Below are 22901 nucleotides of genomic sequence, written 5' to 3'. Positions count from 1 at the left end.
GTCTGGTCCGACCGAGGCCGTTCAGACCAGCGGCTGCGGCTCCAGACCAGCGTCAGGCTCGTCGCGCTTACGGCCGCGGCCGGCACTCGGCACCGCCGAGCCGCGCGGCGCCGACGGCGTATCGTCAGCATCGCGGGTCGGGCGCTTGCCGGCGATCAGATCGCGGATCTCGTCGCCGGTCAGCGTCTCGAACTCGAGCAGCGCCTCGGCCACGTGGACGAATTCCTCATGGTGTTCGTTGAGGATCTTCTTGGCGTCCAGATAGCCCTGGTGGACGAGTTTGCGCACTTCGCTATCGATCTTCTGCGCGGTCGCTTCCGACACGCTCTGGGTCCGGCCCATCGACATGCCCAAGAAAACCTCTTCCTGGTTGTCGCCATAGGCGACCAGGCCGAGTTCATCGGAATAGCCCATCTGCGTGACCATGGCCTTGGCCATCTTGGTCGCCTGCTGGATGTCGCCGGTGGCGCCTGAGGTGATGTTCTCCTTACCGAAGGTGATCTCCTCCGCAACGCGACCGCCCATGGCCACGGCGAGCTGCGAGGTGAACTCCTTGAACTTCATCGAATAGCGATCGCCCTCCGGCAGGAACTTCACCATACCGAGCGCGCGACCGCGCGGGATGATCGTCGCCTTGTGGACCGGGATGCCGGCCGGGACATACAAGCCCACGATGGCGTGGCCGGCCTCATGATAGGCGGTCAGCTTCTTCTCTTCCTCGGACATCGCCATGGATTTGCGCTCGGCGCCCATCATGACCTTGTCCTTGGCATCCTCGAACTCGGCATGGGTGACCATGCGCTTGCCGCGACGGGCTGCCAGCAGAGCCGCCTCGTTGACGAGGTTCATAAGATCGGCGCCCGAGAAGCCAGGCGTTCCGCGCGCCAGGATCTTGAGATCGACGTCGGGAGCCATCGGCACCTTGCGGACATGCACGCGCAGGATCTTCTCGCGACCGGCGACATCGGGATTCGGCACGACGATCTGGCGATCGAAGCGGCCGGGACGCAGCAGCGCCGGATCGAGCACGTCTGGGCGGTTCGTGGCGGCGATGATGATCACACCCTCATTCGCCTCGAAGCCGTCCATCTCGACGAGCAGCTGGTTCAGGGTCTGCTCGCGCTCGTCATTGCCACCGCCGAGACCGGCGCCGCGGTGACGACCGACCGCATCGATTTCGTCGATGAAGATGATGCAGGGCGCGTTCTTCTTGGCCTGCTCGAACATGTCGCGCACGCGGCTCGCGCCGACGCCGACGAACATCTCGACGAAATCAGAACCCGAGATCGTGAAGAACGGCACATTGGCTTCGCCGGCGACGGCACGCGCCGTCAGCGTCTTGCCGGTGCCGGGAGGACCGACGAGCAGCACGCCGCGCGGGATGCGCCCGCCGAGCCGCTGGAACTTCTGGGGATCGCGCAGGAATTCGACGATCTCCTGCAGATCCTCCTTGGCCTCGTCGATGCCCGCGACATCCTCGAAGGTGACGCGACCATGCGCCTCGGTCAGCAGCTTGGCCTTGGACTTGCCGAAGCCCATGGCGCGACCGGCACCATTCTGCATCTGCCGGGACATGAAGATCCACAGGCCGATGAAGATGACGAAGGGCAATGAATTGACGAGCAGCGCCATGAACCAGGGCGTGCCCTCCGACGGAGCACGCGCCGAGACCTGGACCCCCTTCTGCGCCAGCGTCTTCAGCAGAGCCGGGTCGCCGTAGGGAGCGTAGGTTACGAAGCTGCGGCCGTCCGAAAACGTGCCCGAAATCTCCTGGCCTGCGACCACGACATTGGAAATCCGCCCGGCTTCGCTCTCGTTGATGAGCTGGCTATAGGGGATTTCGTTGGTGCTGGTGCGTTGGCTCGGGCTCTGGAACAGCGTCACGAGCGCCAGAACCAGCAGGAAAATCACCACCCAGAGGGCAAAATTACGGAAGTTCGGATTCATTCTCTGTCCGATCGGGCCGCCCGGTCCAACCGGAAAGGGCCAAGGGTTTCAGGCGTTAATCTAGGAGCGGCAAAGCCCCTTGCCAAGGGAAACAGCAGATTTGAACCAGGCTCATCGCGACGCAGGGTGAACGCCCCGTCTGCGCGCCGGTTCCGGCGCCAGCGTCAGGACACCGTCCCGATCGAGCGCAAGTACACACCCCGATAGTGTCCGCGTCATGGCCGTGCCCCGCCGTGCCGCCTCCAGAAGCGTGAACACGCAGCCTTCCAGCCGCTCGAGCCGCGACAGTTCTGCATTCGATCCAGGCACCAGGGCGAGCGCCTCGGCCATAACCCGCAGGGCAATTTCCTCGGGAAGATCGACCAACGCGCCGAAGCGCAGCCGCGTCACCCCGGTCCCCTCCCCTGCGAATATGAGCGACGGCAGCAGCAGGGCGACGTGGTGCTCTATCGCCGCATCCATGCGCGCCAGCCTCGCAGCCAGGACCGCCAGACGTTCGGCTGTGAGCCCCTCGTCGGCCAGCATCGGCATCAGGGTCCGCCAACGCGCGCGCTCGAACCGCGGATCGGCATTGCTCGGGTCACGAATGTAGGAAAGCCCCCTCGCCTCAGCGGTCGCGATGAGACGCGCTTTCGGCACGGCAAGCAGCGGACGTGCCAGCACTGTGCTATCCTTACCCACCCTGGCCCGCATGCCGGCAAGTCCGCTCGGCCCGGAACCGCGCGCCATCCGCATCAGCAGCGTCTCGGCCTGGTCGTCGAGCGTGTGCGCCGTGACCAGCACTGCACCACCGAGAGCCTCCGCATGTGCCGCCAGCAGGGCATAGCGCGCCTCTCGTGCCCGCTGCTGGATGCCGGTCGTAGGTTTCGGACCCTCCCAGCGCAGGATCGCATGGGGAACACTCAGCCCGGAGCAGAGGGCGCCGACGGCTTCAGCTTCGCTCGAGGACGTCTCGCGCAGGCCGTGATCGACCGTCGCGGCATGAAGCGCGGGCCTAGCGGGCTGCTGCGACCAATCGTGCAACAGGGAAAGCAGGGCAACGGAATCTGGGCCGCCCGAGACCGCAATCAGCAGGCGCGTTTCACCCGCGAGCCCGGCGAAGAGCGCAGCCGCCTCGCCGGCTGAAACCGGAAGATGCTCAGGATCGCTGGAAGCCAGCGCGCTCAAGCGCAGCGAGCGCGGCGCCGTTCGCGCTCGACACCCTGCCGCACGGCATTGGAAGCGGAAGGATAGTCGACGCCGACCTTGGCATAGGTTGCGCAGGCCTGGTCGCGCGCGCCAAGCCCATTCAGCGACATGCCGAGCTTGAGCAGGCTGTCGGCACCCTTGCCGGCGCGCGGATAGTCACGCGAGATCTTGAGGAATTGCTCGGCAGCCTCGCGATAGCGCTGGCGCTGGAAATAGCTCTCGCCGAGCCAGAAGGTGGCGTCGGCGGCAAGCCGATCACGCGGATAGCTCTGCAGGAACTGACGAAAGCCCATTTCGGCCTGCTCGTATTCCTTGCGCAGGACATAGGCATAGGCCGTGTCATAGCTGTCCTTGGGGCTCGGCGCCGCGCCCGTCGCCGCGACGCTCGGTCCGCCACGCGGTCCGCCCTGCGGCAGCGCACCCTGCGGGACCTGTCGGCCGACGCCCTGAAGGTCGAGCGGTCCCTGGCCACCACCGCCCGCCCCGGCGAATTCGTCCTCGATAATGCCTTCCATGCTGCCGAGCTGACGCGGCGCCCCCGAGCCCCCCGGGTGCGTTGAGGGGTCGAAGGCATCATTCCGACGCGGACGACCCGGCTGCGTCGCCGGCGGCTGGGCAGCCGGCCCTGGCGCGGCGCCACCCGGGCGAGCGCCACCGCTGCCGCCGCGCTCGTTCAGGCGGAAATCGACATCCTCCTGGAACTTGCGGAGCTGCTCGGTGAGCCGGCGGTTCTCGAACTGCAACTGCTCGATCTGGCCAGACAGCGCTCGGACCTGGTTTTCCAGTCGCCCGGTGCGCACGGTCAGCTCGGCTGCATCCTGCGCTGCAGCCGGCAACGCAGCCCATGCAATGGCCCCGAAGGCGACAGCAGCCAGCAGTCGCGCCCGGCTGGGTAGAAAGGCAAATTCTCGAACCATCATGAAGACCGGACTGTTTCTCTCAAGTGACGGGTTATCACACGCTGTCACCGCGGCCAAAATATGAAAAGGCCGGCACTTCCGCAAGGAAAGTGCCGGCCTCGATAGATTTCAGAAAGCCGGATGCTCAGACGCCGCCGGCGCCATCGAGCACGGTCACGGAACGGCGATTCTGCGACCAGCAGGAAATGTCGTTGCAGACTGCCACCGGGCGCTCCTTGCCGTAGGAGATCGTACGCATCCGGTTGGCCTGGATGCCGCGCGAGGTCAGATAGTCGCGCACCGTCTGGGCGCGGCGAGCGCCAAGCGAATAGTTGTATTCGCGGGTGCCGCGCTCGTCGGCATGGCCCTCGACGGTGAATGTGTAGCGCGGGTAGCGCTGCAGCCAGGAGGACTGCTTGTCGAGGGTCGAAACGGCCGTCGGCGTCAGGTCGGTCGAGTCGGTCTCGAAGAAGACGCGGTCACCGACATTCACGACGAAGTCCTGGGCGCTGCCCGGGGTGGCCGCGCCGCCGGCTCCAAAGCCGGCTTCGGCGTTCTGGTCCTTGGCGCAGGCGCCCAGTGCGAGCGTGGCGGCGATGGCGGCGGCGAAACGGGCAGTGCGCGGGCTGGCGAGCGAGGCAAGCAGCATGTTGATTCTCCAGGCGGGTCTAGGTTCCGCAATCAGAAAGTCTGAAACTCAGACACATCAATGATGTGTCAACCTAAACGAGACCTTGCCAAATCAAGGCGAAGTGGCGGCATTGCGGCGTATGGTTAACCAATTGCAGCGAAATGCAGCATTCTCCGAGCTGTTGCGCGACAGCAACAGATTGCCGCCTCAGCGCGCCGTCGTCAGCAGCGGAGACCAACTCGGGTCCGAGGCGAAAGCCGGTGTCGGCACCGGCACTTCGACCCGGCCCGTGATATCGACCATGTAGAGCTTGCCGCCCGATTGCCCGCCTGGATCACGGAAGAACATGATGTACTGGCCGTTCGGCGCCCAGTTCGGTGCTTCATTGTGGAAGCCTTCGGTCAGGATACGCTCGCCCGAGCCGTCCGGCCGCATCACGCCGATGGCGAAGCCGCCACCGCCCTGGCGCGTGAAGGCGATCAGGTCGCCGCGCGGCGACCATGACGGCTGCGAATAGGAGCCCTGGCCGAAGGAGATGCGTTTGCCCTCCCCGCCGCCGAGCGCCATCACATAAAGCTGCTGCGAACCGCCGCGGTCGCTCTCGAACACCATCTGGGTGCCGTCAGGCGAGAAGGAGGGCGAGGTGTCGATTGCGCCCGTCGAAGTCAGCCGCGTCGTCGTGCGCGAGCCGATATCGATCATGTAGAGATTTGCGTTGCCGCCCTGCTGCAGGCTGAGCGCGATCTTCGCACCATTCGGCGAGAAGCGCGGGCTCGAGGTCATGTCGGGGAAATTGCCGACGACCTGACGCTGGCCGGTTTCGATATTCAGCACATGCACGCGCGGCTGCTCGCCGGTGCGCTGTGCCATATAGGCGACTTCCTGCGCCACAGGCGAGTAGCGCGGGGTCACGACCGAGACCTCGCCATTGGTCAGGTAGCGGACATTGGCGCCGTCCTGGTCCATGATGGCGAGCCGCTTGCGCCGGTTTTCCTTCGTCCCGGATTCGTCGACGAAGACGACGCGGGTATCGAAGAAGCCGCCGACGCCCGTGACCTTCGTGAAGATCGCGTCCGAGATGATATGGCCGACCCGCCGGCTGTTATTCGGGTCGGTGAAATATTGCTGCCCGTCGATCTGCTCGCCGGTGACGACGTCCCAGAGCCGGAATTCCGCGCGAAGCCGGCCACCGTCGCGCGAGACGCGGCCCGTCACCAGCCCCTGCACGCCCGCGGCCTTCCAGGCCTCGAACTGCGGTACTGCATCGAAGGCCGGGTTCTTGTCGGGGTGGCGCGACTTGTCGATCGGCTGGAAATAGCCGGAACGCTTGAGATTGTTGGTGATCACGCCGGACACCATCACGCCGGCCTCGCCGCCGAAATCGGCGATCGCGATCGGCATGGGCTGGAAAGTACCCTTGCGCAGGTCGATCACCAGTTCCGCGCGCGCAGCCGCCGGCACCAGCAGCGGCAAGGACATGGCCGATCCGGCAAGGGTCAGCGCGTGGCGGCGCGTCAGCCCGGAACGGGTCTGACCGGCGCCCTTGATCATGGAGTTGCGAAACATGGGGGTCACAGCACGTCCCTAGCGTCGAAATTGACGACGACATCACGCCAGTCGTCATAGTAAGCGGCAAATTGAGCAGGAATGCGCAGGGGCGCGCAACGGCGTGTCGCCGTCAGGGCCGAATCGGCCGCGACCCGGAACAGCGGATCGGACGAGGTGTTGATCACGCCCGGCTGGCCCGCGAGCGAGCCGTCGGTATTCAGCTTCATCCGCACCGAAGGCACGACTGCGCCCTTCGCATTCGCGAGCCCGATCGGCACGTTCCAGCATTTCAGGAGCTGGTCCTGAATGATCCCGACAAGCTGCGCGCGCAACGAAGGGCTGAGCTTTTGCGACGAGCCGCGCTCGGTGCCGAGCGACGCGGTGCGGTTCACCTGCGGCGCGGACGAGCCTGAGGACTGAGCCGGCTCCTTCGATTGCAGAAGCTTGGCGATATCGGTCGGGTTGAAGTTCTTGGCGATCTCCGCCTCACGCTTGGCCTTGGCCTCGGCTTCGGCCTTTGCCTTGGCGGCGGCGGCGATCTTGGCCTTGGCCTCCGCTTCGGCCTTCGCCCTGGCTTCCGCCTCAGCCTTTTCCTTGGCCGCCTCGGCAGCGGCCGCCTTGACCTGCGCTTCCGCCTTGGCCCTGGCAGCAGCGTCGGCCCTGGCCTGCGCCTCAGCTTCGGCCTTCGCCTTGGCAGCGGCCTTGGCATCCTCCTCGGCCTGCTTCGCCTTGGAGGCCAGTTCAGCTTCCTCGGCGAGCTTGGCGAGCTCCTCGCGGCGCAGATCCGGCTTTGGCTCAGCCGCAGCCTCTGCCTTCTGCGGCGGCTGCTTCGCCGGCTCCGGCGGCTTGGGCTCCGGCTTCGGGGGCTGCAGCGCAGGGCGGGCTGGCGGCATTGGCGCCGAAGCGTTGTCGTCCGCGGTCTTCAATTCAGCGGGCCGCGTCGGTGGCGCAGGGGTGTCCTGCTTGGCCTCACCGGCTTCCTTGCGCTCGACCGTCTCCGACTGGCGCTCGGCGCGCTGGACCGGCTGTTCCTGCACCTTCTCAGCCTTGCGTTCGCCACGCGTGACCTGGTTCAGTGCACTCGGATCGACCATCTCGACGGCGATCGCCTCTTCGTTCTCCGGCAGGGGATTCGGCGACGAGAACGCCAGCAGCCCCGCGACGAGAAACGTCACGTGGCCGAGAGCGGAGAGCGCGATTCCCGGTTCGGAGGTGGAGAGCTTCACGGCTGGAAATACCTCGCCTTCACGTCGTCAGCGCGTTGCGGGCTCGGTGACGAGCGCCACACGCTTGAACCCGGCTGACGTGATCGTCGACATCACCGATGCGACGCGCCCGTAATCGACCTGACGGTCGCCGCGCACATAGATGCGCTCGTCGAAGCCCTGCTTGGCGAGGCCATGCAACTTCGTCACCAGATCGGGCTCCAGCGTCGGCTGGTCCTGGAGGAAGATCTGGCCCTTGCTGTCGATGGCAATGGTGATCGGCTTCTGGTCGACATTGATCGGCTTCGCCCCGGTCTGCGGCAGATCGAGCGGAACGCCGGTCGCGATCAGGGGCGCGGCCACCATGAAGATGATCAGCAACACCAGCATGACGTCGATGAACGGCGTCATGTTGATCTCGGCGATCGCGCTGTGGCGGCGGCCGCGCCGGCCCCGCCTGCCTCCGGCCTTGGCGCCGGTCGCTGCTGACATGCCCATCGTGCAGCCCCTTATGCCGCCAGCCGCTCGTCGATCTGCCGCGACAGGATCGCGGAGAACTCGTCGGCAAAGGCTTCGAGGCGGTTCTGGGCCTTGGCCACTTCGGCCTGCAGCTTGTTATAGGCCATCAGCGCCGGAATCGCGGCGAACAGGCCGATAGCGGTGGCGAAGAGCGCCTCGGCGATACCGGGCGCCACCACGGCAAGGGAGGAATTCTTGGAGACCGCAATGGCGGTGAAGGAATTCATGATGCCCCAAACCGTGCCGAACAGGCCGATGAAGGGAGCGGCCGAGGCAATGGTCGAGAGCACGAGCAGCTTCGATTCCAGCCGCTCGGTTTCGCGCTGAATGGTGACGTCGAGAACCTTGTCGATACGTGCCGAAAGGCTGGCGACCGAGCGGCCGCCATTCTCGAAGGAGCGCTTCCACTCCCGCATCGCCGCGACGAAGACGGCCGCCATGTCGTTGACCGGCTTGCTCGCGAGATCGCGATACAACTCTTCCAGCGACCGGCCGGACCAGAACACCTCCTCGAAGGCATCCATATCGCGGCGGGTGCGGCGATAGAGCAGCGTCTTGTCGATGATGATCGACCAGCACCACACAGAGGCGCCGAGCAGGCCCATCATGACCAGCTTGACGACGATATGGGCGTGCCAGAACAACGTCCAGAACGACATGTCGATCTGTGGCGCAGCCTGCGCAACCTCGGCGGGGTTCATTCTGTCATCCTTTCAGACGGTCAGCGCGATCGAGCGCTGCTGATCCAATCTCCCGCCGACCAAATCGATGACCGAGGCCACGAATACCTCGCGCCACCACCGAATTTGCGAACTGGGGAACATGCCGTTCCTGTCAATTGCCTTTGAATCCGGCGAAAGATGGGCGCATCCGGGGTTTTCTTCATCAGCGACTCGTGCTGGTCGAGTTAAGCACCCAGCAAGGTTAATGCCGGGTTGACAGCGAAACGAATCGAACGGCGCGCCGCTGCTGCGGGCTCTGGGGCGGCGCGAGCGGATGCGCTGAGCCCCCTGCGCGCGGAGCCTCCTCAAAGCAAAATGGCCCGCGTCGTTGCCGAGGCGGGCCATCTCTGGCGTCAGGTTTCAGGCGGACGCGTCAGGCCGCGTCCTGGTCCGGTTGGCTGCCGGGCCGACGATCGGCCATGAACTGGTCGAACTCGGCCTTGTCCTTGGCCATGCGCAGACGCCCCAGGAAGTCCTGGAACTCGCGCTGCTCGTCCTCAAGCCTGCGCAGGGTTTCTGCGCGGTACTCGTCGAAGGCATGGTTGCCGCTGGACGGCGGACCGCCCCATCGACCCCAGCCGCCGCCAGGGCCGCCGCGTTCCCCCATGCGTTCCCGCATGCGATCCATCTTCTCCTGAAGACGGCTCATCCGGTGCTCGAACCGGTTTCCACCGGCATATCCGCAAGACATGCGTCCACTCCCCCACATGAAGGCCAGGGTCGCAAGACCAAGCGGCCACCACACAATGAAGCCCAGTACCGCAAAGGCGAACCAGGCCCCTCTTCCATATTCATCAAGCCTCGCAACGATCGGCATCGATCCCTCGCGATATCAGTGAGTGTGTATGTTAGTCACATATACATTATGGGAACGCACCCGATCCCTGTCAAGCGGCGGAGGCCGGTTTCAATTCGCTGGTGCCGAGAGGCCGAGCCCTTGCAGATAGATCAGCATATTGGCCTCCAGCAGTTCGGCCGCCGACATCGGCAACGAGCGACGGCCCGCATCGGCCCGCCCGAACAAGGCTGCCACGCCATGCGACATCGCCCAGACATGCAGCGCCATCATCAGCGCCGGCGGCCGGCGCCCCGCCGGAAGGGTCGCGATCAGGGCTTCGCAGGCCGCGCGCAGCATCTGGAACGAACGATCCGCCGCGAGACGCAATTCCGGGCTGGCATCGAGTGGTACGCCAGCCTCGAACATCGCTGAATAATAGGCCGGCTGCTCATGAGCGAAGGCGATATAGGTCTGGCCCAATTGCTGGAAGGCAGTCCATGCATTGGGTCTGCCCTCGTTCCAGGCGCGCGACTGTGCCGCCTCGAAGGCCTGGAAGCCGCGCGTCGCGACATCGGCCATCAGTTCGACCTTGTCGCGATAATGCCGATACGGCGCCGTCGGGCTGACCCCGGCCAGCCGTGCGGCTTCGGCAACGGTGAAGCCGTTCGCCCCCTTCTCTGTGATCAGCTCAAGCGCCGCCCTCACCAGCTCCTCCTTGAGGTTGCCATGGTGATAGCCGCGTCGCTCCGAATCCGGCCGCCGTCCGATCATGTAAGGAGCGCTAACATAGCGGGCGAATGGCGTCGACGATGTTCGCCGCCCATCATGCCTCGAGCCCCAGCCGGTGGCGCAGTGTGTCGGGAATACGCCGAGCCCGACCGCCACCGACGCAGGCGACCTTGACCTCGGCGGTGATCAGCACCTCCTCGCCACGCAGCACGCGCTGGGCAATATCCATCGTCGCGCCGCGCGCAGCCGTCGCCGCGGTCTCGACGGTCAGCATGTCGTCCATCACGGCAGGCTTGAGGAAATCGATCGTCATGCGGCGCACCGCGAAACCCAACGCCGCTTCCCCGTCGAACAGCTCCCGCTGTTCGACGCCGAGCGAGCGGATCAACTCGGTGCGGCCGCGCTCCATGAAACGCAGATAGGAGGCGTGATAGACAACGCCGGAGAAATCGGTGTCTTCGTAATAGACCCGGACGGGAAGCTGGTGGACGGCGCTCATATCGCTGCGGGAATTCCTTGATGATGTTTCCCGACCTTTAGACCGGGCATGGCAGGCGGAACAACCGCGCACGGGCATGATCGACGCGACGCTACCCGGAACCTGTCGCTGTCGCTAAGGTTGCTTCACCGACAGCCTAACAAGGAGAAACGGCATGGCCCAATCGACAAAGGCAATCGAGCGACTTCTCGACAAGTCGGAATACGAGCTCTTTACCCGGACCCAGCGTCGAACCATCGGCGGCGCGACCGATGCCGAGTTGAAGGAGCTTTCGGTCCAGTTGCGCGAACGCCGCGACCGGGCTCGCTCGATCGCCCGCCAGCAGCGGCGCGAGATGCGCCGCAAATCCGAGCCGCAGGGCGCGCGCCCTGCCTCCGACAACAGCGGCACCAAGGCGAAGGCCGACATGCTGACCTCGGCGCTGAAGCGGGTCGGAGCCGAGCGGACGCGCCGCACGGAGAAGCTGCACGCTCCGAGCCAGCGCAGCCTTGCCCGCAAGGCGCTGGCGCTGAAACAGCGCCACGAGGCGGCCAAGAAGCCGCCCGCAAGCCGGCAGGCTGGCGAAGGCATGAAGTCCGTCCCGAGCGGCAAGGCCGGGAAATCCGGCGCGCTCGATCATGCGGGACAACGCTCGGCGATGCACAGATCGAAATTCGCGCGGTAGCAGCCGGTTTCAGCGCGTGCAGGGCTTCTTCATGAAGGAGCCGCACTCATAGGGTTGCGACAGAGCCTCGCGGATGCTGTCGCTCCCATCGCCGATATCGTCGATACGCCAGGCGCCGGCTTCCCAGATCGTCCGGAACCGCACCGTCACCGCCCTTCCGAGGCTCTGGAAGCTGGCTGTGACAAGCGCCTGCCCGTCCGCCGGCTTCCCTGTCACCGCAACACGCAGGTTCTTCACCTCGCCGTCCTGACCGTTGTTGAGGAAGGGATCGGCACCGATATTGCCCATCTCGCCGCTCTCATCCTGATAGAGATCGTCGCGGGCGAAGAGCGCGGCGAGGCCTTTGCTCAAGAGCCTGTCGCGGTGCGGCGGTCGCCATGCCGGTGGCGGAGCTTTGGGGCCGGAGCTGGCAAGGCTACGGATTGTCGCGGCATAGGCCTGTTTGACCGTCGCTTCGGGCGTGGACTCGGCCGCCGCAGCCCATTGCGCGGCGAGCCCCGCAACCACCGTGACGAAGACGGCGATCAAAAGGCTTCGGAGTATTTTCAGCATCACTCGTCCTCGGCCTCGTCCCCGAACAACCCGAATTGCGCCGTCTCGCGGTTTGGCTCCAGCATGCCGAGATCTCGGAACGCATGCGGCGTCAACAAGCGCCCCCGCGGCGTGGACCGGATGAAGCCCTGCTGCAGCAGGAAGGGCTCGATGATTTGCACGTTCATCCTCCTTACAGTCCGAACAGCAGCGCCGCCCCGAAAAGATAGAGCAGCCCATAGATCGGCCACGCGAACGATGCCCAGAGCCATCGTGTTTCCTGCTCGGTAAACTTGAGCCCCAGAGCAGGTTCGATGAAAAGCGTGATCGTCTCCCCCACCAACGACGGATCGACGTCGGCCACCTCGATCGTGAGCCGATTCGCTCCCCGCTCGAAAACCACCCAAGGAGCGACGAGCACTCCTTGCCTTTCAGCAAGGGCAACTCCCCTCCCCGCAGCCGTTAAATGCAAGACAGTCTCGCCAATTGACCAACTCGCCACTCCCCCGACTTTGGCCCGAACCGGACTTTGCCATGCTGGCCGAATATCGAATTCCAACTTGGCATCGAATTCCGGCCGGTTCCGGCCTTGAAACCGAGCAAACATACGCATTCGGCCAGGATTAAGTCGCCACACAGAAACTTCAACGGCCTCGCCGGCGCGTAGCTTCAGCGGAACCACGGCGCCCCGGCTCGCCACTTCGCCCAGCGCAGTGTAAGCGAGTAGTATCAGGCCAAGAGCGAGATAGACGCGCAAGCGCCAACGCCTCACTCCTCGTCCCCGCCATCCCCGAACAATCCGAACTGTGCCGTCTCGCGGTTCGGCTCCGGCATGCCGAGATGCCGGAAGGCATGCGGCGTCAGCAGGCGTCCGCGCGGCGTGCGCTGGATGAAGCCCTGCTGCAGCAGGAACGGCTCGATGATCTCCTCGATCGCATCGCGCGGCTCGGAGAGCGAGGCGGCGATGGTCTCGATCCCGACCGGGCCGCCGCCGAAATTGATCGCGACGGTGGTGAGATAGCGCCGGTCCATCTGATCGAGGCCGATGCCGTCGACATCGAGCAGGTGCAGCGCCTTGTCGGCGACCGAGCGCGTGATCACCGGGTCACCGTCGACGATGGCAAAATCGCGCACGCGCCGGAGCAACCGACCGGCGATGCGCGGTGTCCCGCGGGATCGGCGGGCGACCTCGTTGGCGCCGTCATCCGACATGCCGATGCCGAGCACGCGGGCGCCGCGCGCGACGATGCCCTGCAATTCCTCGACCGTGTAGAATTGCAGGCGGATCGGAATGCCGAAGCGGTCGCGCAGCGGCGTCGTCAGCAAGCCGGCGCGCGTGGTCGCGCCGACCAGCGTGAACTTGGGCAGGTCGATCTTGACCGAGCGCGCCGCCGGGCCCTCCCCGATGATCAGGTCGAGTTGGTAATCCTCCATCGCCGGATAAAGGATTTCCTCGACCGCCGGGTTGAGCCGGTGAATCTCGTCGATGAAGAGCACGTCGCGCTCTTCGAGATTGGTCAGCTGCGCCGCGAGGTCGCCGGCCTTGGCGATGACCGGCCCCGAGGTCGAGCGGAAATTGACGCCGAGTTCACGCGCCACGATCTGCGCCAGCGTCGTCTTGCCGAGGCCCGGCGGGCCGACGAAGAGCACATGGTCGAGCGCATCGCCCCGCGCGCGCGCCGCATTGATGAAGACCTGGAGATTGGCGCGCGCCGCCGCCTGGCCGGTGAAATCGGCAAGCGACAGGGGCCGCAGCGAGGTCTCGCTGTCGTCGTCCCGACGGTCGGCCGTCACGAGGCGGCGGGGTTCACTCACAGTTCAATCTCCAGCTCCAGCGCGTCATGCACCGGGATGTCCCTGTAGCCGGTCTTGATAATCGTCGGAATCACGGAGCGATAATGATCGATCGCCTCGGGATAGAGGCCGGACAGGCGAAAGCCCTGGCGCCGATAGAAGGTCAGCCCGGGCATGTTGTCATTGGTCAGCATCGCCTTGAGCTTCTTGGCACCCGCAGCCCGGGCCGCGGCCTTGACCGCAGCCAGCATCTGGACTGCCACGCCCTCTCCCGGCCGCAGCGAATGCAGGGCGCAGAGATAGGCGGTCTCGTCGCGTCGGGTCCAGCTTGCCAGCGCCGCCGTCTGCCCCGCAGCCGTGAACAACCCGAGCGCATCGATCTCGGTGACGTCGTAGGTGTGCAGGTCGATCATCATCTTATGCGAGCCCCAGACCGCCAGCATCAGCTGCAGCAACTCGCTCTTATCCTCGACGGCGCGGACGATCAGGGCGTCGGCATTGCTCACTTCGCCAGTTCCTTGAGACCCAGCTTGATCAGCTGGGCCGTCCCGGCCTCCTCGCCGGCTGCTTTCGAGGCCGCGGCCACCGCCGCCACGGCCTGGGCCTGTGGATAGCCGAGATTGGACAGGGCAGAGATCGCGTCCGCCACCGCTTGCGGTAGTTTCCTGTCCTCCAATGCGCCCGCGAGCTGCACCACGCCGGGATCGATATGGCCGAAGGCGGGCGCCTTGTCCTTGAGCTCGGCGCAGAGCCGCTGCGCCAGCTTTGGACCGACCCCAGGGGAACGCGCCACGGCCGCCTTGTCGTTGGTCGCGATCGCCGTCGCCAGCGCGCCGGGCTCCAGCGTCGAGAGAATGGCGAGCGCCACCTTGGCGCCGACGCCCTGTACCACCTGCATCAGCCGGAACCAGTCGCGTTCGACGTCGGACAGGAAGCCATAGAGACGGATCGCGTCCTCGCGGACATGGGTCTCGATCGCCAGCGCCGCCGCCTCGCCGGGTTTTGGCAAACGCTGCAAGGTGCGCGACGAGCATTGCACGACATAGCCGACACCCTGCACGTCGAGGATCACGAAATCCTCGCCATAGGAATCGATCAGCCCCTTGAGCTTGCCGATCATCAGAGGCTCCGTCGCATGTGCATGTCCAAGCTGTAGCGCCTCACGAGGCTGCGCGCATCTGCGCGACCAGCGCCCTCATGCCGCGATGCTGCGAATGGCAGATCGCCACCGCGAGCGCGTCCGCCGCATCCGCCGATTTTGTCTCGGCCTTCGGAAGCAGCACCCGGATCATCGCCTGGACCTGCTTCTTGTCGGCATGGCCGACACCGACCACCGTCTTCTTGACGAGATTGGCCGCGTATTCGGCAACGCTGAGACCGGCGATCGCCGGCACCACCAGCGCGATGCCGCGCGCCTGGCCGAGCTTCAGCGCCGATTGCGGATCGCGGTTCACGAACGTCTCTTCGACGGCGACCTCGTCAGGGTCGAACGAGCCGATCACCCGCGCAATGCCGTCATGAAGTTGTCTCAACCGCTCCGAAAGCGGGCTCGCTCCGTCGCTTTCGACGCAGCCGCAGGCAACGAAGGAGAGCTTGGTGCCCTCGCTGGTGATGATGCCCCAGCCGGTCTTCCTGAGACCGGGATCGAGGCCGAGAATCCGAATCGCTTGTGCCATGTCCGCACACTAGTCTGGACACGGTTTGTACTCCATTACCGAGGTTCCACTGAGGAGCGCTGCCGGAATGCCAGGGCATGCGGCGCAGCATGGCCAGGCCTCTATACGCTGCGCGCGGCTTGCTCCTATGCTTCGTCGATTGCGGTCATTCCGCGAGAATTCCGGACGTTTTTCGTTATCGAGAAGATGCCAGCGCAGGAATCCAGGGGAATACGCCATGAGAACGTCGCTCTTCGTCTCTCTCGCCGCATCGCTTGCCCTGTTGCTGCCGCCGTTGGCACTCACGGCGCACGCGCAAGCTCCTACCCCTGCCGAAGCCCGCGCCATCGCCAAGGAAGCCACGATCTATGGCTTCCCGCTCGTCGACAATTACCGCATTCAGCATTCCTATTTCGTCGATCGCAACAGCCCGGAGTTCAAGGCTCCCTGGAACACGCTCGTCAACAACGCGCGGGTCTATACGCCCGACGACAAGGCGATCCAGACGCCCAACTCGGACACGCCCTATTCCTATGTCGGTGCCGACCTGCGCGGCGAGCCGCTCGTCTTCACGGTGCCCGCGGTCGAGAAGGGCCGCTATTACTCCCTTCAGTTCATCGACCAGTACACCTTCGATTTCGCCTATGTCGGCAGCCGCGCCACCGGGAACGGCGCTGGTAGCTATCTGCTGGCGGGTCCGAAATGGAAGGGCGAGAAGCCGGCCGGCATCAAGCAGGTGATCCGCTCCGAGACCGATTTCGCCTTCGTGCTGTACCGAACCCAGCTCTTCGACCCCGGGGACATCGACAAGGTCAAGGCGGTCCAGGCCGGCTACAAGGTCCAGCCCCTCTCGCAGTTTCTGGGAAGGCCAGCGCCAGCGCCGGCGCCGATGGTCGATTTCATCAAGCCGCTGACACCCGAGCAGGAGCGCAGCTCGCTCGAGACCTTCAACGTCCTGAATTTCGTTCTGCAATTTGCCCCGACGCATCCGTCCGAAAGGGCGCTGATGGCGCGTTTCTCGAAGATCGGCGTCGGCGGTGAAAAGAGCTTCGACGCGAATGCGCTCTCGCCTGAACTGCGCCAGGCTCTGCAGGACGGCATGGCCGATGGCTGGGCTGCGTTCAAGCTGCACAAGGAAACAGAGGTCGATACCGGCAAGAGTTCGAGTGCGGACGGGTTTGGCACGCGAGCCTTCCTGAAGAACAATTACATGCTGCGCATGGCAAGCGCTGTCCTCGGCATCTACGGCAATGCAAAGCAGGAAGCGCTCTATCCCGCCTACTTCCTTGATTCCGCCAAGCAGACGCTGAACGGTTCGAAGCGCTACACCCTGCGCTTTGCACCGGGACAGCTGCCGCCGGTCAACGCCTTCTGGTCGCTGACCATGTACGAGCTGCCGGCGAGCCTGCTCTACGCCAACCCGATCAACCGTTACCTGATCAATTCGCCGATGCTGCCTGGCCTGAAGCGCGATGCGGATGGCGGAATCACGATCCATGTGCAGAACGTATCCCCCGGCAAGGAGCGCGAAGCCAACTGGCTTCCTGCCCCCCAGGGGCCGTTCTTCGCGGTCATGCGGCTGTACTGGCCGAAACCGGCGGCGCTGAACGGCAAATGGAAATCCCCACCGCTGCAGCAGCAGAACTGACCGAGAGGGTCGAGATGCACACCAAACTTACGATTTGCGCGTTTGCCGCTACGCTGGCGGTTACGGGCGGCGCGCTCGCGCAGGCGCCGTCGGATCCTGCAGCCCCAGTCGGAGTGGACAATTTCATCCGCGCCGAATCGGACCTCTACATGAGCAACATGGTCAAGGACGGCAGCCTCGGTAAATTCGTGCACCGGCGTGAGCCGGCCGCGATCGACAACCAGACCGTTATCCGCCTCAACCGCGATACGCTCTATTCGGCGGCCGTCTTCGATCTCGACGCAGGCCCGGTCACGATCACGCTGCCGACGGCGGGCAAGCGCTTCATGTCGATGCAGGTGATCAACGAGGACCACTATACCCCGATGGTGGCCTATGGCGCCGGCTCCTACACCCTCGACAGGCAAAAGGTCGGCACGCGCTATGCGGCGGTTGCCATCCGCACCCTGGTCGACCCTGTGGATTCAAAGGACGTGCAGCAGGTTCACGCCCTGCAGGATGCCATCAAGGTCAGCCAGAAGAGCGCGGGTAAGTTCGGCGTGCCGAACTGGGATCAGGCCAGCCAGAAGAAAGTCCGTGACGCATTACTGGTGCTGGGCTCGACGATACCCGATTTCAAAAAGGCCTTCGGCACGAAGAAGGAAGTCGATCCCATTCGGCACCTGATCGGGACCGCAACAGGCTGGGGCGGCAACCCCGACAAGGACGCCACTTATCTCAACGTCACGCCGGCAAGGAATGACGGAACCACCGTCTACAAGCTCAACGTCAAGGATGTGCCGGTCAACGGCTTCTGGTCGGTGAGCCTCTACGACGCCGAGGGCTACTATGAGAAGAACCCCTACAACGCCTATTCGTTGAACAACATCACCGCCAAGAAAAACGGCGATGGCTCGATCTCGATTCAGTTTGGCGGCTGCGACGGCAAGATCCCGAACTGCCTGCCGATCATGAAGGGCTGGAATTACACGGTTCGCCTCTATCGCCCACGCGCTGAGATCCTGAACGGCAAATGGAAATTCCCGGAACCCGTGGCCGCAAGCTGAGCAAGGCGGGCATGCGCGGACGCGCAGTTGATCAGGCGCGCATGACCGCGCGCGATCCTAAGGGCATCGATGACGTGCACATATCGATGCCATCACAAGGAAAGAGTTGATCCCGCCGGGACTTGGGTGATGGTGGGCTGCCCCGCCTGCCTGGCCTCACCTCACCGGACCGATGACCGACCTGCTTTCCGCGCTGTTTCCCAGCCTCACCCTCTCGGGGATAGCCACCCTTCTCGGCGCAACGCTGCTCGGCGGACTGGTGCGGGGCTTTACCGGCTTCGGCTTCGCCATGGTCTTCATGCCGCTGGCGAGCCTGGTGCTCGGCCCCGTCGCGGCACTCGGCCTGATCTGGGTGATCGACCTGCCCTTCGCGCTGCCGATCGCCGCGCGCTCGGCCAAGCGTGCCGAATGGAGCGAGGTCATCCCCTTGCTGATCGCCGCGACGCTGACGCTGCCATTCGGGCTCTGGCTGCTGACCTGGCTGGAGCCGAGGACGATGCGCTGGATCGTCGCCGTGCTCGTTCTCGCCGCGGTGACGCTGATGGCCTCGGGCTGGCGCTATCACGGCAAGCCGGGCATCCCGCTCTCGCTCGGTGTCGGTTCGCTGTCGGGCCTGTTCAACGGCCTCTCCAGTATCGGCGGCATGCCGCTGGCCGTGTTCTGGCTCGGCGCCCAGCGCAACGACCGGCACAAAGCGCGTGCCAACCTCCAGACCTATTTCGGCCTGTCGACCGTGGTCAGCGGTGTCCTGCTCTGGCTGAAGAGCATCATCACGGCCGCATCGCTCGCGATGGCGCTGCCGTTGTTTGCGATCTACGGCGCCGGTCTCTGGGTCGGCACGCATGCCTTCCGGATCGCCTCCGAGGAGACGTTCCGGCGCATCGCCTATCTCGTGATCTTCCTCAGCGCGCTGGTCAGCCTGCCGCTATGGGATGGCATGCTGGGGCGTTGAACCGCCGCGTTCGCCTTCGCAGGCGAGCAGTCGCGCCTTGCCGCACGCGATGAAGGAGCAGGCGTCGTGGCCGGGACAAGCCCGACCATGATTGGCAGGGCTGCTTATGAGCCGAGCTTCGCCATGATCTCGTCGGCGATCTCGAAATTCGCGAAGACGTTCTGCACGTCGTCGTCATTGTCGAGCGCTTCCATCAGCCGCATCATCGAGGCGGCCTTCTCCTCGTCGAGCGGCGCGGTCGTCGTCGGGCGCCAGACGGGCTTGGCCGAAGCCGGCGCGCCGAGCGAGGCTTCGAGCGCCTTGGAGACTTCGTTCAGCGCATCGAAGCCGCACAGGATCGTGTGGCCGTTCTCGTCGCTGACGACGTCGTCGGCGCCAGCTTCGATCGCCGCTTCCATGACCTTGTCGGCATCGCCGGCCTCCGGCGGGTAGGTGACCTCGCCGACGCGGTTGAACATGAAGGAGACGGAGTTGCTTTCGCCAAGAGCCCCACCGGCCTTGGTGAAGTAGGATCGGACGGCCGAAGCGGTGCGATTGCGGTTATCGGTCAGCGCCTCGACGATGACGGCGGCACCGCCCGGGCCATAGCCCTCGTAGCGCACCTCGTCATAGTTCTCGCCTTCATTGCCGGCCGCCTTCTTGATGGCGCGCTCGATATTGTCCTTCGGCATGTTTTCGGCACGCGCGGCGAGCACCGCCATGCGCAGGCGCGGATTCATGTTGGGGTCGGGCATGCCCATCTTGGCCGCGACGGTGATTTCGCGCCCGAGCCGCGAGAACAGCTTGGACCGCACCGCGTCCTGCTTGCCCTTGCGGTGCATGATGTTCTTGAATTGGGAATGCCCGGCCATCGAGGTCAGCCTCTTTTGTCACTGTGGACCTGCCAAGGCGGACCAAACTGGGCCCGGCGAGGCAATCCGCGCCTTATAAGCGGGGCTTTTGCCGGCAGGCAAGCCGCCGGCCTGCCCTGAATGACGATGCTCCTACTGCACTTCCACGGCAGAAGCGCGGCAAGAGCAACGTTAAGCCAATCTTTGCCGAACTGGGTCAGGGTCACTTCAAACCAGTCCCTCCTGCCAGATTGCAGCGCTCCCCACCTCATGAAATCTGTGTCCAGCATAGCTATCGCGGAACAGGACATGCGCTTCCGCGCGTTCCAGATCGGCGCCGATGATCTCGCCCTGCTGCGCCGGCAATCTGCCTTCGCCAAGGAGAGACTGCCGAGGTTGCTGCAGGAACTGCACGTCGAATTCGATCCCTGGCCGGAAACCAGCCGCGCATTGAAGACCCCCGAGGTTCATGAACTCAGGCTGGCGCACTGGATCAGGCTGGCCTCGGGCGAGCTCGGGGATGGCTACCTCCACTCCGCCCGCAGCCTCGCCGCAGCCTTCTATCGTCACGGTGTTCCGGTCTATGCGGTCGCGATCTGCCACACGATCGTCTCCAACGCGATCGGCGCCGAGCTTGGTGTCGACCGCGACGGCCTCCAGAAGCTGAACGGCTTCTGGCAGCACAAGCGCTTCGTCCGCGGCATTGCCCTGAGAGCTGCGCTCAACAAGGCCGTGCAACTGGACCTCGAATTGCTGCTCGAGACCTATGCCGAAGTCCAGCGTGAAAGCCGCGAGCGCACCCGCGCCGAGATCGAGGCCTTCGAGGTCACGGTTCGCGGTGTGGTCGACACGGTCAGCACCGGTGCCACCCGCGTCGAGACCATGGCACGCGCCGTCAGCAACGTCGTGCAGGATACCGGCACGCAGGCCATTGTCGCCGCGCAGGCCTCCGATGAAGCCTCGGCAAACGTCCAGAACGTCGCCAGCGCGGCCGAAGAGCTCTCGATCTCGTTGAACGATGTCTCATCCGAAATCTCGCGCGCAGCGAACATGGCGCATGACGCCAACGCGGCCGCGATGAAGACCGACATCATCGTCAAGAGCCTCGCGCATTCGGCCGAAACGATCGGCGCGGTGGTCGAGATGATCAAGACGATCGCCGCCCAGACCAACATGCTCGCGCTCAACGCCACGATCGAGGCTGCGCGTGCCGGCGAAAGCGGGCGCGGCTTTGCCGTGGTCGCCAATGAGGTCAAGCAGCTTTCGGCGCGCACGGCCCAGGCAACCGACGAGATCGCGGCTCAGGTGCCGGCGATGCAGGCGGCGACGCGCGAGGCAGTCGCGGCAATCGAGAGCATCGTCGCCTTCGTCACGCAGATGGAGCAGACGACGGTGACGATCGCGGGCTCGATCGACGAGCAACGCGCCGCAACGCAGGAAATTGCCCGCAGCGTCAACCTGGCCGCGCTCGGAACGCAGGAAGTCGCGCAGGCCGCCAGCGGGGTCAGCGAGATGGCGCAGACGGCCGGCGCCAATGTCTCGGACGTCCTGAGCGTCGCGGAAAACCTGGCGAAGCAAGCCTCGTCGCTCACCTCCGCCTTCGAGAACCTCGCCCGTCAGGGCCGCACCGTCTGAACGGTTCAGGGCGGGGTGATCAGCCCCGCTCCCAGGCCTCCGGCGTGGCCTCGCTCAGATGCGGCCCCAGCCTGACGGCCCAGACCGCCCGGGCCAGCCCCGTCGCGTCGTCGATATCGACCGCCACGCCAGACAGTGTTCCAGGTCCGGTCGCAGGCTCCAGCCTCGCGCCCGGTACCTTCTGCAGGAAGCGGCGAACCGGCTCCTCCCGGTGCATGCCCAGAACGGAATCATAGTCACCACACATACCGGCATCGGACTGGTAGGCGGTGCCGCCAGGCAGGATGCGCGTATCGGCGGTCGGGGCGTGGGTATGGGTGCCGACCACGAGACTGGCGCGGCCATCGACGAAATAGGCCATGGCCTGCTTCTCGCTGGTCGCCTCGGCATGGACATCGATGATGACGGCGTCGGCGACCTCGCGCAGCGGACAGGCTGCGAGTTCGCGTTCGACCGCGGCGAAGGGGTCATCGAGCGGGTCCATGAACAGCCGCCCCATCACATTGACGACCAGCACGCGCGCGCCGTTGCGCGCCTCGATCACGGTCGCGCCGCGGCCGGGCGTTCCCGGCGGATAATTGGCGGGGCGGACCAATGCGGGCTGGCGCTCGATGAAGACCAGCGCCTCGCGCTGATCCCAGGAATGGTTGCCGAGCGTCACGGCATCGGCCCCCGCGGCCAGAAACTCGTCGCAGATCGCCTCGGTAATGCCGAAGCCGCCGGCCGAGTTCTCGCCATTGATCACGACGCAGTCGAGCTTCCAGCGCTCACGCAGGCCGGGCAGGCGCTCCTGAACCGCAATGCGACCGGGGCGACCGACGACGTCGCCGAGGAAAAGAAAACGCATGACGGGAACCCTGAACGAAGAAGGAGCGCTTCACTGACGCGAACGCGAACGCGAATCAACCGCAGCGGATGGTTTCACGCTCGGTCACGATCCAGTCGAGCTTGCGGTCATGGGGCTCATCGGGAACAGCCGCGATCTCCTGCGCACCATAGGCGAGGCCGATCGTAGTGACCGCTCCGAGCTCGGTGAGCGTGCGGTCGTAATAGCCTTTGCCGTAGCCGATGCGGTAGCCGCGGCGGTCGAAGGCCGCAAGCGGCACAAGCAGGATGCTCGGCCTTGCCTGCGGCTGTTGCGGCTCGGGCACCAGCGTACCGAAGCCACCGGGCACGATCGGCTCCCATGGCGCCCAGCTCCGGAAAATCATCGCGCCATTGACGATAGCCGGCAGGCAGAGCGGAACGCCCCGCGTGTGCAAGGCTTCCAGAATCGGGCGGGGGTCGGCCTCGGAGCGCATCGGCCAATAGGCCGAGACGGTTCCGCCTCCAGCCAGCGCCGGCAGCGCCAGGACGCCGGCGACGATGGCCTGATCCCATTCGAGCCGGTCATCGATCTCAAGCGCGTCACGGCGCGCGAGCGCCTCGATCCGCAGCTCGCTCTTGCCGCGGAGCGGCGTCGTTTGAAGGTCAGTATGCAT

The 22901-nt window shown here is 65.1% G+C and carries 27 protein-coding genes; 5 read left to right on the top strand and 22 right to left on the bottom strand.

Going from position 1 to position 22901, the window contains the following annotated elements:
* Window positions 1-21: 21 nt before the first annotated feature.
* The 12 genes from ftsH to ybgC form a co-directional block, all read right to left on the bottom strand.
* Entirely contained in the window at window positions 22-1947 is a 1926-nt protein-coding gene (gene ftsH, locus AB4118_RS02535; RefSeq protein ID WP_113513338.1) for an ATP-dependent zinc metalloprotease FtsH, read from the bottom strand.
* A gap of 111 nt (window positions 1948-2058) precedes the next feature.
* The gene (gene tilS, locus AB4118_RS02530; protein WP_441488227.1) at window positions 2059-3114 is read right to left on the bottom strand and encodes a tRNA lysidine(34) synthetase TilS; all 1056 of its coding nucleotides are present in this window, start codon (window positions 3112-3114) and stop codon (window positions 2059-2061) included.
* Window positions 3111-4055 carry a tol-pal system protein YbgF gene (ybgF, locus tag AB4118_RS02525; RefSeq protein WP_441488226.1) on the bottom strand — a complete coding sequence of 315 codons (945 nt, stop codon included), beginning with the start codon at window positions 4053-4055 and terminating at the stop codon, window positions 3111-3113. The genes tilS and ybgF overlap by 4 nt, the downstream gene beginning before the upstream one ends.
* 124 nt (window positions 4056-4179) lie before the next feature.
* The gene (pal, locus tag AB4118_RS02520) at window positions 4180-4683 is read right to left on the bottom strand and encodes a peptidoglycan-associated lipoprotein Pal (RefSeq protein ID WP_069879425.1); all 504 of its coding nucleotides are present in this window, start codon (window positions 4681-4683) and stop codon (window positions 4180-4182) included.
* A 189-nt stretch (window positions 4684-4872) separates the two neighbouring features.
* Window positions 4873-6216 carry a Tol-Pal system beta propeller repeat protein TolB gene (tolB, locus tag AB4118_RS02515; RefSeq protein WP_441488350.1) on the bottom strand — a complete coding sequence of 448 codons (1344 nt, stop codon included), beginning with the start codon at window positions 6214-6216 and terminating at the stop codon, window positions 4873-4875.
* A gap of 20 nt (window positions 6217-6236) precedes the next feature.
* Window positions 6237-7439 (bottom strand): cell envelope integrity protein TolA, encoded by a 1203-nt coding sequence (tolA, locus tag AB4118_RS02510; RefSeq protein ID WP_441488225.1) that lies wholly within the window; start codon window positions 7437-7439, stop codon window positions 6237-6239.
* 27 nt (window positions 7440-7466) lie between these two features.
* The gene (gene tolR / locus AB4118_RS02505) at window positions 7467-7916 is read right to left on the bottom strand and encodes a protein TolR (RefSeq protein WP_069879422.1); all 450 of its coding nucleotides are present in this window, start codon (window positions 7914-7916) and stop codon (window positions 7467-7469) included.
* Window positions 7917-7927: 11 nt separating this feature from the next.
* Window positions 7928-8638: a protein TolQ gene (gene tolQ, locus AB4118_RS02500; protein ID WP_043238377.1), complete on the bottom strand. Its 711-nt coding sequence runs from the start codon at window positions 8636-8638 to the stop codon at window positions 7928-7930.
* A 12-nt stretch (window positions 8639-8650) separates the two neighbouring features.
* Window positions 8651-9004: a hypothetical protein gene (locus tag AB4118_RS02495; protein WP_441488224.1), complete on the bottom strand. Its 354-nt coding sequence runs from the start codon at window positions 9002-9004 to the stop codon at window positions 8651-8653.
* A 28-nt stretch (window positions 9005-9032) separates the two neighbouring features.
* The gene (locus AB4118_RS02490) at window positions 9033-9476 is read right to left on the bottom strand and encodes a DUF2852 domain-containing protein (RefSeq protein ID WP_113513332.1); all 444 of its coding nucleotides are present in this window, start codon (window positions 9474-9476) and stop codon (window positions 9033-9035) included.
* 90 nt (window positions 9477-9566) lie between these two features.
* Window positions 9567-10208, bottom strand: a complete 642-nt coding sequence (locus tag AB4118_RS02485) for a TetR/AcrR family transcriptional regulator (RefSeq protein ID WP_441488223.1) — start codon at window positions 10206-10208, stop codon at window positions 9567-9569.
* A 52-nt stretch (window positions 10209-10260) separates the two neighbouring features.
* The gene (gene ybgC, locus AB4118_RS02480; RefSeq protein WP_441488222.1) at window positions 10261-10665 is read right to left on the bottom strand and encodes a tol-pal system-associated acyl-CoA thioesterase; all 405 of its coding nucleotides are present in this window, start codon (window positions 10663-10665) and stop codon (window positions 10261-10263) included.
* Between the two features lie 154 nt (window positions 10666-10819).
* Here ybgC and AB4118_RS02475 point away from each other — a divergent pair, with 154 nt between their 5' ends.
* Window positions 10820-11329 (top strand): hypothetical protein, encoded by a 510-nt coding sequence (locus tag AB4118_RS02475; protein WP_441488221.1) that lies wholly within the window; start codon window positions 10820-10822, stop codon window positions 11327-11329.
* 9 nt (window positions 11330-11338) lie between these two features.
* On the opposite strand, the gene AB4118_RS02470 is transcribed toward AB4118_RS02475, so the two are convergent.
* The 7 genes from AB4118_RS02470 to ruvC are packed head-to-tail and all read right to left on the bottom strand — an operon-like array spanning window position 11339 to window position 15330.
* On the bottom strand, window positions 11339-11881 hold the full coding sequence (locus tag AB4118_RS02470) for a DUF3828 domain-containing protein (protein WP_441488220.1): 543 nt from the start codon (window positions 11879-11881) through the stop codon (window positions 11339-11341).
* A complete protein-coding gene (locus tag AB4118_RS02465) occupies window positions 11881-12042 on the bottom strand; it encodes a Holliday junction DNA helicase RuvB C-terminal domain-containing protein (RefSeq protein ID WP_441488219.1) in 162 nt (53 codons plus the stop codon). The genes AB4118_RS02470 and AB4118_RS02465 overlap by 1 nt, the downstream gene beginning before the upstream one ends.
* 11 nt (window positions 12043-12053) lie before the next feature.
* The gene (locus AB4118_RS02460) at window positions 12054-12617 is read right to left on the bottom strand and encodes a hypothetical protein (protein WP_441488218.1); all 564 of its coding nucleotides are present in this window, start codon (window positions 12615-12617) and stop codon (window positions 12054-12056) included.
* 11 nt (window positions 12618-12628) lie between these two features.
* Entirely contained in the window at window positions 12629-13675 is a 1047-nt protein-coding gene (gene ruvB / locus AB4118_RS02455; protein WP_441488217.1) for a Holliday junction branch migration DNA helicase RuvB, read from the bottom strand.
* Entirely contained in the window at window positions 13672-14160 is a 489-nt protein-coding gene (locus tag AB4118_RS02450) for a hypothetical protein (RefSeq protein ID WP_441488216.1), read from the bottom strand. Before AB4118_RS02450 ends, ruvB begins: the two co-directional genes overlap by 4 nt.
* Entirely contained in the window at window positions 14157-14774 is a 618-nt protein-coding gene (gene ruvA, locus AB4118_RS02445) for a Holliday junction branch migration protein RuvA (protein ID WP_441488215.1), read from the bottom strand. Before ruvA ends, AB4118_RS02450 begins: the two co-directional genes overlap by 4 nt.
* Before the next feature lie 40 nt (window positions 14775-14814).
* Window positions 14815-15330: a crossover junction endodeoxyribonuclease RuvC gene (gene ruvC, locus AB4118_RS02440; protein ID WP_441488214.1), complete on the bottom strand. Its 516-nt coding sequence runs from the start codon at window positions 15328-15330 to the stop codon at window positions 14815-14817.
* Between the two features lie 217 nt (window positions 15331-15547).
* Between ruvC and AB4118_RS02435 the strand changes: the two genes are divergently transcribed.
* From AB4118_RS02435 to AB4118_RS02425, 3 genes are all read left to right on the top strand, one after another.
* Entirely contained in the window at window positions 15548-16957 is a 1410-nt protein-coding gene (locus tag AB4118_RS02435; RefSeq protein ID WP_441488213.1) for a DUF1254 domain-containing protein, read from the top strand.
* Between the two features lie 14 nt (window positions 16958-16971).
* Complete coding sequence (locus tag AB4118_RS02430; protein WP_441488212.1) at window positions 16972-18003, top strand: DUF1254 domain-containing protein; 1032 nt, start codon at window positions 16972-16974, stop codon at window positions 18001-18003.
* A 172-nt stretch (window positions 18004-18175) separates the two neighbouring features.
* The gene (locus AB4118_RS02425; RefSeq protein WP_441488211.1) at window positions 18176-18955 is read left to right on the top strand and encodes a sulfite exporter TauE/SafE family protein; all 780 of its coding nucleotides are present in this window, start codon (window positions 18176-18178) and stop codon (window positions 18953-18955) included.
* 104 nt (window positions 18956-19059) lie between these two features.
* On the opposite strand, the gene AB4118_RS02420 is transcribed toward AB4118_RS02425, so the two are convergent.
* A complete protein-coding gene (locus AB4118_RS02420) occupies window positions 19060-19806 on the bottom strand; it encodes a YebC/PmpR family DNA-binding transcriptional regulator (RefSeq protein ID WP_069879409.1) in 747 nt (248 codons plus the stop codon).
* A gap of 288 nt (window positions 19807-20094) precedes the next feature.
* Between AB4118_RS02420 and AB4118_RS02415 the strand changes: the two genes are divergently transcribed.
* The gene (locus AB4118_RS02415) at window positions 20095-21420 is read left to right on the top strand and encodes a methyl-accepting chemotaxis protein (protein WP_441488210.1); all 1326 of its coding nucleotides are present in this window, start codon (window positions 20095-20097) and stop codon (window positions 21418-21420) included.
* A 19-nt stretch (window positions 21421-21439) separates the two neighbouring features.
* Here the strand turns inward: AB4118_RS02415 and AB4118_RS02410 are convergent, their stop codons facing one another.
* Both AB4118_RS02410 and AB4118_RS02405 read right to left on the bottom strand, forming a co-directional pair.
* A complete protein-coding gene (locus AB4118_RS02410) occupies window positions 21440-22267 on the bottom strand; it encodes a TIGR00282 family metallophosphoesterase (RefSeq protein WP_441488209.1) in 828 nt (275 codons plus the stop codon).
* A gap of 55 nt (window positions 22268-22322) precedes the next feature.
* Window positions 22323-22901 (bottom strand): 5-formyltetrahydrofolate cyclo-ligase, encoded by a 579-nt coding sequence (locus tag AB4118_RS02405; protein ID WP_441488208.1) that lies wholly within the window; start codon window positions 22899-22901, stop codon window positions 22323-22325.

The organism is Allobosea sp. 2RAB26, assembly GCF_052115465.1.
GTDB lineage: Bacteria > Pseudomonadota > Alphaproteobacteria > Rhizobiales > Beijerinckiaceae > Allobosea.
This window is presented reverse-complemented; position numbering and strand designations above follow the sequence as displayed.

What these genes read in the sequence shown, in the direction of transcription:
- AB4118_RS02425 (WP_441488211.1), top strand. Translation starts at nt 18,176, where the DNA reads ATGACCGACCTGCTTTCCGCGCTGTTTCCCAGCCTCACCCTCTCGGGG.
- AB4118_RS02435 (WP_441488213.1), top strand. Translation starts at nt 15,548, where the DNA reads ATGAGAACGTCGCTCTTCGTCTCTCTCGCCGCATCGCTTGCCCTGTTG.
- ruvC (WP_441488214.1), bottom strand. Translation starts at nt 15,330, where the DNA reads ATGGCACAAGCGATTCGGATTCTCGGCCTCGATCCCGGTCTCAGGAAG.
- AB4118_RS02495 (WP_441488224.1), bottom strand. Translation starts at nt 9,004, where the DNA reads ATGGCCCGCCTCGGCAACGACGCGGGCCATTTTGCTTTGAGGAGGCTC.
- AB4118_RS02485 (WP_441488223.1), bottom strand. Translation starts at nt 10,208, where the DNA reads ATGATCGGACGGCGGCCGGATTCGGAGCGACGCGGCTATCACCATGGC.
- pal (WP_069879425.1), bottom strand. Translation starts at nt 4,683, where the DNA reads ATGCTGCTTGCCTCGCTCGCCAGCCCGCGCACTGCCCGTTTCGCCGCC.
- AB4118_RS02430 (WP_441488212.1), top strand. Translation starts at nt 16,972, where the DNA reads ATGCACACCAAACTTACGATTTGCGCGTTTGCCGCTACGCTGGCGGTT.
- AB4118_RS02475 (WP_441488221.1), top strand. Translation starts at nt 10,820, where the DNA reads ATGGCCCAATCGACAAAGGCAATCGAGCGACTTCTCGACAAGTCGGAA.
- tolQ (WP_043238377.1), bottom strand. Translation starts at nt 8,638, where the DNA reads ATGAACCCCGCCGAGGTTGCGCAGGCTGCGCCACAGATCGACATGTCG.
- AB4118_RS02415 (WP_441488210.1), top strand. Translation starts at nt 20,095, where the DNA reads ATGCGCTTCCGCGCGTTCCAGATCGGCGCCGATGATCTCGCCCTGCTG.
- AB4118_RS02420 (WP_069879409.1), bottom strand. Translation starts at nt 19,806, where the DNA reads ATGGCCGGGCATTCCCAATTCAAGAACATCATGCACCGCAAGGGCAAG.
- ybgF (WP_441488226.1), bottom strand. Translation starts at nt 4,055, where the DNA reads ATGATGGTTCGAGAATTTGCCTTTCTACCCAGCCGGGCGCGACTGCTG.
- AB4118_RS02490 (WP_113513332.1), bottom strand. Translation starts at nt 9,476, where the DNA reads ATGCCGATCGTTGCGAGGCTTGATGAATATGGAAGAGGGGCCTGGTTC.
- ruvA (WP_441488215.1), bottom strand. Translation starts at nt 14,774, where the DNA reads ATGATCGGCAAGCTCAAGGGGCTGATCGATTCCTATGGCGAGGATTTC.
- ybgC (WP_441488222.1), bottom strand. Translation starts at nt 10,665, where the DNA reads ATGAGCGCCGTCCACCAGCTTCCCGTCCGGGTCTATTACGAAGACACC.
- tolB (WP_441488350.1), bottom strand. Translation starts at nt 6,216, where the DNA reads ATGATCAAGGGCGCCGGTCAGACCCGTTCCGGGCTGACGCGCCGCCAC.
- AB4118_RS02470 (WP_441488220.1), bottom strand. Translation starts at nt 11,881, where the DNA reads ATGCTGAAAATACTCCGAAGCCTTTTGATCGCCGTCTTCGTCACGGTG.
- tolR (WP_069879422.1), bottom strand. Translation starts at nt 7,916, where the DNA reads ATGGGCATGTCAGCAGCGACCGGCGCCAAGGCCGGAGGCAGGCGGGGC.
- AB4118_RS02410 (WP_441488209.1), bottom strand. Translation starts at nt 22,267, where the DNA reads ATGCGTTTTCTTTTCCTCGGCGACGTCGTCGGTCGCCCCGGTCGCATT.
- ftsH (WP_113513338.1), bottom strand. Translation starts at nt 1,947, where the DNA reads ATGAATCCGAACTTCCGTAATTTTGCCCTCTGGGTGGTGATTTTCCTG.
- AB4118_RS02405 (WP_441488208.1), bottom strand. Translation starts at nt 22,901, where the DNA reads ATGCATACTGACCTTCAAACGACGCCGCTCCGCGGCAAGAGCGAGCTG.